This is a genomic window from Amycolatopsis sp. NPDC004378, assembly GCF_053602455.1.
The window spans coordinates 1-8,183 of record NZ_JBSGDR010000055.1 but is presented as its reverse complement, the minus strand read 5'-3'; the positions used below and the strand labels follow the sequence as shown (position 1 = coordinate 8,183).

The 8,183-nt window shown below is 69.7% G+C and carries 9 protein-coding genes and 1 pseudogene; 7 read left to right on the top strand and 3 right to left on the bottom strand.

Translation table 11 applies throughout. The features are described from left to right. Positions 1 to 428: 428 nt before the first annotated feature. Positions 429 to 1,061 (bottom strand): fasciclin domain-containing protein, encoded by a 633-nt coding sequence (locus tag ACWEN0_RS49900; protein WP_451988791.1) that lies wholly within the window; start codon positions 1,059 to 1,061, stop codon positions 429 to 431. A gap of 44 nt (positions 1,062 to 1,105) precedes the next feature. On the opposite strand from ACWEN0_RS49900, the gene ACWEN0_RS49895 reads away from it, so the two are divergent. Beyond that, the gene (locus ACWEN0_RS49895) at positions 1,106 to 1,357 is read left to right on the top strand and encodes a hypothetical protein (RefSeq protein WP_451988790.1); all 252 of its coding nucleotides are present in this window, start codon (positions 1,106 to 1,108) and stop codon (positions 1,355 to 1,357) included. A 259-nt stretch (positions 1,358 to 1,616) separates the two neighbouring features. On the opposite strand, the gene ACWEN0_RS49890 is transcribed toward ACWEN0_RS49895, so the two are convergent. After that, on the bottom strand, positions 1,617 to 2,567 hold the full coding sequence (locus ACWEN0_RS49890; protein ID WP_451988789.1) for a beta-ketoacyl-ACP synthase 3: 951 nt from the start codon (positions 2,565 to 2,567) through the stop codon (positions 1,617 to 1,619). 216 nt (positions 2,568 to 2,783) lie between these two features. Between ACWEN0_RS49890 and sigK the strand changes: the two genes are divergently transcribed. From sigK to ACWEN0_RS49875, 3 genes are all read left to right on the top strand, one after another. Next, a complete protein-coding gene (gene sigK / locus ACWEN0_RS49885; RefSeq protein WP_451988788.1) occupies positions 2,784 to 3,383 on the top strand; it encodes an ECF RNA polymerase sigma factor SigK in 600 nt (199 codons plus the stop codon). Beyond that, the gene (locus ACWEN0_RS49880) at positions 3,380 to 4,099 is read left to right on the top strand and encodes an anti-sigma factor (RefSeq protein ID WP_451988787.1); all 720 of its coding nucleotides are present in this window, start codon (positions 3,380 to 3,382) and stop codon (positions 4,097 to 4,099) included. The genes sigK and ACWEN0_RS49880 overlap by 4 nt, the downstream gene beginning before the upstream one ends. A 171-nt stretch (positions 4,100 to 4,270) precedes the next feature. Beyond that, positions 4,271 to 4,543 carry a hypothetical protein gene (locus tag ACWEN0_RS49875; RefSeq protein WP_451988786.1) on the top strand — a complete coding sequence of 91 codons (273 nt, stop codon included), beginning with the start codon at positions 4,271 to 4,273 and terminating at the stop codon, positions 4,541 to 4,543. Positions 4,544 to 5,099: 556 nt separating this feature from the next. Here ACWEN0_RS49875 and ACWEN0_RS49870 read toward each other — a convergent pair. Beyond that, positions 5,100 to 5,567: a hypothetical protein gene (locus tag ACWEN0_RS49870; RefSeq protein ID WP_451988785.1), complete on the bottom strand. Its 468-nt coding sequence runs from the start codon at positions 5,565 to 5,567 to the stop codon at positions 5,100 to 5,102. A gap of 584 nt (positions 5,568 to 6,151) precedes the next feature. On the opposite strand from ACWEN0_RS49870, the pseudogene ACWEN0_RS49865 reads away from it, so the two are divergent. The 3 genes and pseudogenes from ACWEN0_RS49865 to ACWEN0_RS49855 form a co-directional block, all read left to right on the top strand. Next, positions 6,152 to 6,433, top strand: a pseudogene (locus ACWEN0_RS49865) (PP2C family protein-serine/threonine phosphatase); the annotation flags it as partial. Next, a complete protein-coding gene (locus tag ACWEN0_RS49860) occupies positions 6,373 to 6,729 on the top strand; it encodes a SpoIIE family protein phosphatase (protein WP_451988792.1) in 357 nt (118 codons plus the stop codon). The pseudogene ACWEN0_RS49865 and the gene ACWEN0_RS49860, both read left to right, overlap by 61 nt. A gap of 1,116 nt (positions 6,730 to 7,845) precedes the next feature. After that, positions 7,846 to 8,106, top strand: coding sequence for an STAS domain-containing protein (locus ACWEN0_RS49855; protein ID WP_451988784.1), 261 nt, complete (start codon positions 7,846 to 7,848; stop codon positions 8,104 to 8,106). The last annotated feature ends 77 nt before the right edge of the window (positions 8,107 to 8,183 follow it).

Genomic DNA, 8,183 nt, shown 5'->3' with positions numbered 1-8,183 from the left:
CGAGGGCGGCTTCCGGCCGGCCGGCCACCGATTCCCGGATGCCGTCAAGCAGCTGCGCGGCGACATGCCCGTAGGCCGGAGCCGGGCCGGCCGGCGCGTCGTGCGGGTGCCGACCTGAGCCACCTGAGCATCGGCTCCGGCAACGACTGCCACGTCCCCACTGACCCGGCGGTGGGTGCGGGGGCCCCGCCCGCACCCACCGCTCCGCTGGGGACGGCATGCCATCCCCTGCCGGGCCGGGACGCCGCCTGTTCGGCGTCCTCCGGCGGCCGGTCCCCCGACCAGCCACCGATTCCGGTTGCCGAGGCCTTCGGGAAGCTCGGCTGCTTGCGGCGGCCGCCGCGGTTCCCGTGATCGGGTAACCGCGGCGGCGCCAGTGTTTCCGGGCCGCCCGCAAGGGAACAGCTTTCGCGGCCCGGAAGTCGTTGTTACCCGGTGGGTTCGGGGGCCAGGACCTTGTCGATCACGAAGACCGTGGCGTTCTTCGTGGGGATATTGCCGCACAGGATCTTCGCGCCGTCGATGGTTATGTTCTCGCCCGAGCCCTCGATCTTCAGCGGGCGACCGGCCGTGTCGAGCGAAGCGACAGAACCGGCGGTGGCGAGCCCCTTGGCGTCGTAGCGTTTGGCGACAACGTGATACGTGAGGATCGGCACCAGCCCGGCCGGCTTGACATCGCCCAACACCGCGAAGGCGGGATCGGCGGGAGCGAACATGGTGATATCCGGCTGGCTGTTGAGCGTGTCGACCAGGTTGGCGGCCTTCAGCGCGGCCACCAACCTGGTGAGCAGCGGGTTCGTCGACGCGGCCGACGCGACCGGCTGCGGGCCCATCGAGGCGAGCGATCCCGGAGCCGAACCCTGCGGCAGCCGCGAACAAGCCGGGCCGAACACATCGGCGTCGCTGGTCACGCCATCGGGAGTTCCGCTCGTGCCGGCGCTCGGCGCCGGCGCCATCGAGACGGCAGAGCCGGCCGGGGAAGGTACACCACCGCTGCACGCAGTCAGCGCGAACGCGGCGGCCACGGCCAGACCGGAACTGGCACGACGAACCTTCGTCACGAAGCTCTCCTGAGTGAACGGGCTGCAAAGTCCACTGCGGATTCGTGACCTCCACCGAGCGGGATTGGCCGAACCGCGCTGACAACCCGATCGGGCGCACGGTGCCACCAATCCGCTCGAAAGGCCGGCCCGAACACGAAAAGGACCGACATCGAGGGAAGGCCGTTTCCGTGATGACGTTCGACGCAGAGCTGGCCGAACTCACCCGCCGGGTCGCCGGAACCGCCGAAACCAGGGCCGCCCTGGAGGATCTTCCGGATCTCCGCGAAGTGCGGTGTCAGAAGTCCTACAACTGAGGCGGACTGGGACGGGACGGGCTTGGCGACCGCCTCGCGGGGACGCGTTCGCGTCACGGGAAGAGCTGATCATCTGCCCGCCCAGGCCAGCCCCTCCGGCCCCGGCCACAACGCTGGCCCCGCCGAGCAGAAACGCCCGCCGGGACGTGCCAGTCTTCTTCGCGGAGTCGGGCTCTCGCCACACCCGCGGCGCGATCGGGCGCAAGAGGAGGACCACGGCGATGCCGACGACCAGGCTGGCGATCGGGAGAACGGAACCTCATGGGCACATGATGACCTGGCCGGCGTAGGTCAGCCCGGCGCCGAACCCGAACAACAGGACCGGCGCGCCCGCCACGATCTCCCGGCGCTCGACGAGCTTCGACAACGCCAGCGGGATGCTGGCGGCCGAGGTGCTGCCGGACTCGGCCACGTCCGTGGCGATCACCGCGCCGGTCGCCCCGATCTTGCGGGCCAGCGCTTCGATGATGCGAACGTTGGCCTGGTGGGTCACGACACCGCCGAGGTCGGCCGGGTCGACACCGGCGCGGCGGCACGCCTCCCGGGCGATCGGAGCGAGCGCGGTGGTGGCCCACCGGAACACCGCCTGGCCCTCCTGCCGGAACACCGCGGGCAGCGCGCCGGGCCCGGCGGCTTCGAGCGTGATAAAGCGCCCCCTCGCCGGGTCCGAGCCCCACACCACCGGCCCGATCCCGGCCGGGGCCTGCTCGACGACCGCCGCCGCCGCGGCGTCACCGAAGATCACGCACGTCGACCGATCGGACCAGTCGAGGAAGTCGCTCATCTTGTCGCCGCCGACCACGATCGCCCGCGCCGCGGCGCCCGCCCGGATGGCGTGGTCAGCCGCGGCCAGTGCGTAGGAGAACCCCGAGCACGCCGCGTTGAGGTCGAACGCCCCGGGCGCGACGATCCCCAGCCGCTCCGCGACCCGGCAGGCGACATTGGGCATCCGGTCGAACGCGGTGCACGTGGCGACGATCACGAGATCGACGTCGCCGGCACTGTGACCGGAGCGCCGCAACGCGGTGTCCGCGGCCGCCGTGGCCATGTCGGCAACCGACTCGCCGGGAGCCGCGACCCACCGGCTGCGCACGCCCACCCGCTCACGGATCCACGCATCCGACGTTCCCAGCCGCTCCGCCAACTCGTCGTTCGTCACCGCCCGGCCCGGCTGGTAGTGCCCGAACGAGACCACTGTCGAGCCTGGCATCACATTCTCCTCATCGAGTTCACCTCCCGTTCGGACCGACCGGCGCCGCGGCTTGCCCGATCCACTGTGGACAGCCATGGACCACTCCTCCGTGTGGGTGACCAGCTGGGTTTCTCCGCACCGCACCAATCCGCACGATGCGGCCGGGACGAACTCCTCGTGACATGCCGCCAATCGCGGCACGCGACTCGGCGCCCGCCGGGAAGGACAGGTGCCATGACCGCCCGCGCAGTCGCGCTCCGCATCGCCCCCGGCACGGGGCCGGAACCAGAGATCACAACGGAAGAGCTGCTCGCCCGCACCGCGCTCGGGGACGAGCAGGCCTTCGCCGCGCTCTACGACCACTTAGCGGGGCCGATCTTCGGCACCGTGTTCCAGGTGCTGCGCTCCCGAGCGCATGCCGAAGAGGTCACTCAGGAGGTCCTGCTCGAGATCTGGCGCAAGGCGGCGACGTTCGATCCCGGGCGTGGACGCGTGCAGACCTGGGTGCTGACCATCGCGCACCGGCGCGCGATCGACCGGGTCCGGTCCGAGCAGTCCGCGGTCGACCGGGAACATCGAGCCGACCGACTGGACCTGCGCCGCCCCTACGACGACGTCACCGAGGCGACGCTGGATCGGCTCGACCGGGCGCAGGTCCGCGCCGCGCTGGCGGTGCTGACCGAGCTCCAGCGGGAGTCGATCCTGCTCGCCTACTTTCAGGGTTACACCTGCCGGGAGGTTTCCGAGAAACTCGGTGTCGCGATCGGCACCGTCAAGACCCGCATGCGGGACGGACTGGTCCGCCTGCGCGACGCTATGGGAGTGCACCGATGACCACCGCCGACGCCCACATCCTCGCCGGCGCGTACGCCCTCGACGCAGTCGACGACCTCGAACGTGCCGCGTTCACCCGGCACCTAAGCGAATGCCCGCTTTGCGCCGAGGAAGTCGCCGGGTTCCGCGAGACCGCCGCCCTGCTGGGCACCGCCGCGGCCGCCGGCCCGGACGAGAGCTTCCGCCGGCGGGTGCTCACCGAGATCTCCCAGACACGCCAGCAGCCGCCCCAGGTCCCCACCGCGCCGGTCGCCCCCGCGCGGCACAGCCGGTGGCGCAAGCGTGCACTGATCGGGGTAGCGTCCGTTGCCGCCGCGGCGGCTCTGCTCGTCGGCGGGATCAGCATCGGGCTGGGGCAGTCGGTCTCCGGCCGTCCGGTGCCAGTGGCCGACGGCGGCGCGGTGACGTCCGCGCCCGACGCGGCGACGGTGCGCGCGACAGTGGCCGGCGGTGGCTCGGTCTCGGCCACGACCTCCCGGCAGCTGGGCAAGGTCCTCGTCGCCGCGAACGCGCTGCCGCAGCTGGACTCCGGCCACGCCTACGAGGTGTGGCTGACCAGCCCGGGCGCCCCGCGATCGGCGGGACTGGTCGCCGCCGAGGGCACCCTCGAAGCCGCCCTCGCCACCGGCATCGACGGTGTCGCGGTGACCGTCGAGCCCGCCACCGGATCACTGCAGCCGACCGCGCCGTCCATCGCGAACCTCGCGCTCAGCTGAACCCCGGCACGAAGGCCCGGTCACGCCAGTGGCCGGGCCTTCGTCATTGTCACCCACAGGCGTGGTCCGCCGCCGGGAACCTGTCCACTGGCCCCGACCTCTCCGAACTCCTGATGATCCATTCGTCATCCGGATCGTGTCCGATGACCGTTTGAGGAGAAGGAGAACACCGTGAGCACATTCCGCCGTCGCCTGCTCGTGACCGCCGCGCTGCCCGCCGCGGCACTCGGCTTCCTGCTCGCCGCCCCCGGCGCGGCGTCCGCCTCCACCACACCCGCCCCGGCGGCCGCACGGTCATCCGACGACGGCCACGGACACCACCACAGTCTGGCCCTGAACCTCAGCCTCGTGCTGGGCCTGCAGATCAGCGGCTACGACGGCTGGCACGATGGCGACGACTGCGACGGCGGTCTCCTGGGCGACGGCCTGCTGCTCGGCGGCTGACCTGCCCGCACACGAACGAGCGGGCACCGGGTTCCTCCGGTGCCCGCTCTGCTGTGCCTCGCTGACCGTCAGAGGGTGCGCGGAGTGTGCACGGCGGTCGTTCCAGCCCGTGGCTTGGACGTCGGCGTTGCCGCCGTTGCCCGCCGAGCCCGGAGTTGCCACCGATGGTGCTGCCGTGGTTCAGGTGGCGCCGGTGTCATCCTAGTTGCCTGAGGTCGCCGTGGTGTGCAACGTCACGCCACTCTTGTTCCAGCAACTGTGGGTTCCAGCCATCGTGGTCGCCACGACCGTGGTGGCGGCCCTCCTGCTCGTGCCCGCGGGTTGAGGTGACGGTGGTGCCGACGGTCGAGCCCAAGATGCACTGTGCCCGCCGTTGTTGTTCGTCGCGGAGTTGTGGCCGGTGCTCACGACGGTGGCGTCGCCCACCTCCTGACCGCCGTGCCGGACAGTCGTAGCGGAACACGATCCGGCTCCCTGGGGCATACACAGTCCGCATGAGCGGACGGCCAGAGATCAACATCGCCGGCGGCTGCGGACCAGAATGAGAACAGCCGAGTCAGTCCCGGGCACGCCGGAGCCAGTCCCACGCCGCCGCGGTGGTCAGGCCGTACGCCAGATGCGGGACGAGGTCGGACAGCCAGGAGTCGGCCGTCCACTCGCGCGGGTCGGTGATACCGAGGACGGCCATCGGAGCCGTGGTGCCCACATTGGCCGCGAGCCCGCAGCCGACACCCAGCACCAGCGGCGGCACGTGGCCGAGCCTCGGACGCACCAGACCGTAGAGCGCACCGGTACCGAGCCCGGCCGCGATGCCCATCAGCGCACCCAGGCCCGAGCGACGGTTATCCGTGCTGTCCTCGTCACCCAACCCCACTCCCGTGAGCTCTTGGGCGCGTCGCACGGTGTCTTCAGGCGTCGAGCTCGGTGCGCGTGCGCGGAAAACCATGTCGAGGTAGGTGACGGCGTTCAGGGCAGTTGTTCCGGCCGCACCGGCGGCGATTCCCGCAAGAAAGTTCTTGTTCATGACGTCGGAGTTCCCCTTTTCCGTCGAGGTACGCGTCGCGCTCACCACTCACCGCTCGCCCGAGTCCGCACCCACATCGACCTGCCCCGGCGTCGTTCCGGCGAGTCTCGCCGAATGCGGGAGCTGGCACGGGCCGCCGCGGAACTCAACGCGACAGTCGGGATCGAGGACGTCCTGACGCGGCTGACCCGCACCGCGGGCACGCTGGTCGGCGCGCACCGGGCTCGCGGTCCTGACCATCTCTCAGGACCCCGACCATATGATCACCCGTGTCTCCTTGTTCGACGAGTACGTCTCCGGGCGAGCTCCCGGCAGCGTCGGCGGCGACCCGGGCCGCTACACGGCGAATATCCTCGGCACATCACTCGCAAGGGCAATGACGGAGAATTCAATGGCGTCCTCGAGCTGTCGGACCCGTACGCCGGCGACGAGGCGGCGCTATGGCAGCTCGCTCGGATCGCCTCGGGTGTGCTGGAGAAGTCGCAGCTGCTGAGTCGGCAGACCGATGTGGCGCTTAACCTGCAGCGGTCGATCCTCGGCCCACGGACCTTCCCGCGGCGTTCGCCGCGCGCTAGGAACCCGCGATCGGCACGCTTGAGGTCGGCGGCGACTGGTACGACGTCGTCCCCCGCAGCGACGGCAGCTTCGGCGTGGTGGTCGGTGACATCGTCGGCCACGGCCTGCACGCCGCCGCCGTGATGGGACAGCTCCGCAGTGCAGCCAGGGCGATGTTGCTGCAGGGTGCCGGCCCTGCGCAGGTACTCACCGCGCTCGACACCTTCGCTAGACCGATGCCAGGCGCGTTCTGCAGCACCGTGTTCTGCGCCGTGATCGCCCCGTCCGCGGTCCAGGTCACCTTCAGCAGCGCCGGCCCACCCACCCGCGGTCCGGCAGCCCCCGTCGCCCCGACGCCACCACTGCGCTTCGCCCCGGCGACACGCTGCTCCTCTACACCGACGGCCTCGTCGAGCGGCGCGGCCAGTCACTCGACGTCGAGACCTCCCACGTCGCCGCCACGCTGGCCGCCAACCGGCACCTGGGCCTGGGCCAGCTCGCTGACATGCTCACCGAGCGCTTCGTCCACGCCGGCCACGACGACGACGTCGCAATCCTGCTCTATCGCAGTCCCATCGCTTCCCACCCGTCCGCCGCGGCGGAATGAAGAGGCACCCCGATGCCACAGCAGATCACTACGACGGCGGACGATGACTGCGTCACTGTCCTGGTCGCCGGCCAAGTCGACCTCACCACGGTGGCCGAGTTACGCCGGGCGTTCGCGACCGCGGCAGTGATCGTCGGCTCGTCATCGACCTCACGTGCGTCACCGACTTCGCCAGCGACGGCGTCACCGTGCTCTTCCGCCACGGCCACCTGCACCCCGAAGTCGTCGTCGCCAAAGGTGGAATCGTCGCGCAGATCCTGTCCATGACGCGCGTGGACGACGTCCTGGCTGTCCGCCACGTGTGAGCGGTCCTACGGCCTGTCTTAAGACGCAAAACCGCCTCACTCGGTCGGCGGGCGATCTCGCCCTGCGAACTCGCAGACCTCCGTCACACCAAGCCAGGGTCGCGCCTTGGTGCGACCGACCGGTCGATTCCCACTGCGGATCTCGTTCATGGGTATTCGGCGGCTGCCGCAAGCTACCAGAATCGGCGCATGTTCCACAGCCGTAAAGGGCCGTACATGCCGATGATGGCATGTTAAGGCCACTACATATCGGGTAAATCGACCATACTCAACTTTCCCACTCACTTCATTGACGGACGTGCATATTCTCGCACTAGGAGTCGAGGTTTACGAATGTGCTCGGCATAGAAGCGGTCAGATGCGTCCTTATACCGCCGGTGCGTTGAGGGCAGGAGCCATGGCAATGGGCTTGACGACGGGAACGCTGGCTTGCGCCCCGCCGAGGTCCAGCCGACGGGTGCCTGCTCAGCGTAGACCTCGCCCGCCACGTGTCGAAGCCAACGGCGACGACGCTACCTCAGGCTCGTGGATACTCAACTGGGCGCCACCCCCACCGCCATCGACAAATCGACGAGCACACAGCAAGATGAACGCTTTTCACATCACTTCCTGCTCGAGGCTGCGAACTCAGAAGCGGCTGAACGACGACTGACGCGGCCCGGCGCCAAAGCGTTCAGGACGGCGGCTGCGGCCACGCCGCGAGCCAGGTAGCGTTCTCATAGCGAATTTGGCACAGTGGAACACGACGACTCCCCGCGTCCAGCAGCGTTGGCGTGGCCAGCTTCCCCCTGGCTGATGACGAGGTACGCCGATGGTGTTTCAGCAGGTGCCATTGCAGATTCAACTCCGTCGCATCGGATGCGCGCCGGTGTGCACGCTCGCCTTCCGTGGCGCGCTCGACCCGGCGACCGCGCCGGTGGTGGGCGAGGCCATCCTCAGCCACACCTCCCCGCGCGAGGACCTGATTGTCGACCTTTCCGACGTCGACCTCGTCTCTGCCGCCGTGGCGCGGACACTTGCCCACGCTCGCTGCCGCAGCACATCGGGCCTTCGGGCACTAGGTCGTGTCTGACAATGCCTTGTCCAGGTGATCACTGCATGGAGGACGACCGCTGATCGGTAGACGATGGCCAACTTGTCGTAGCGAGT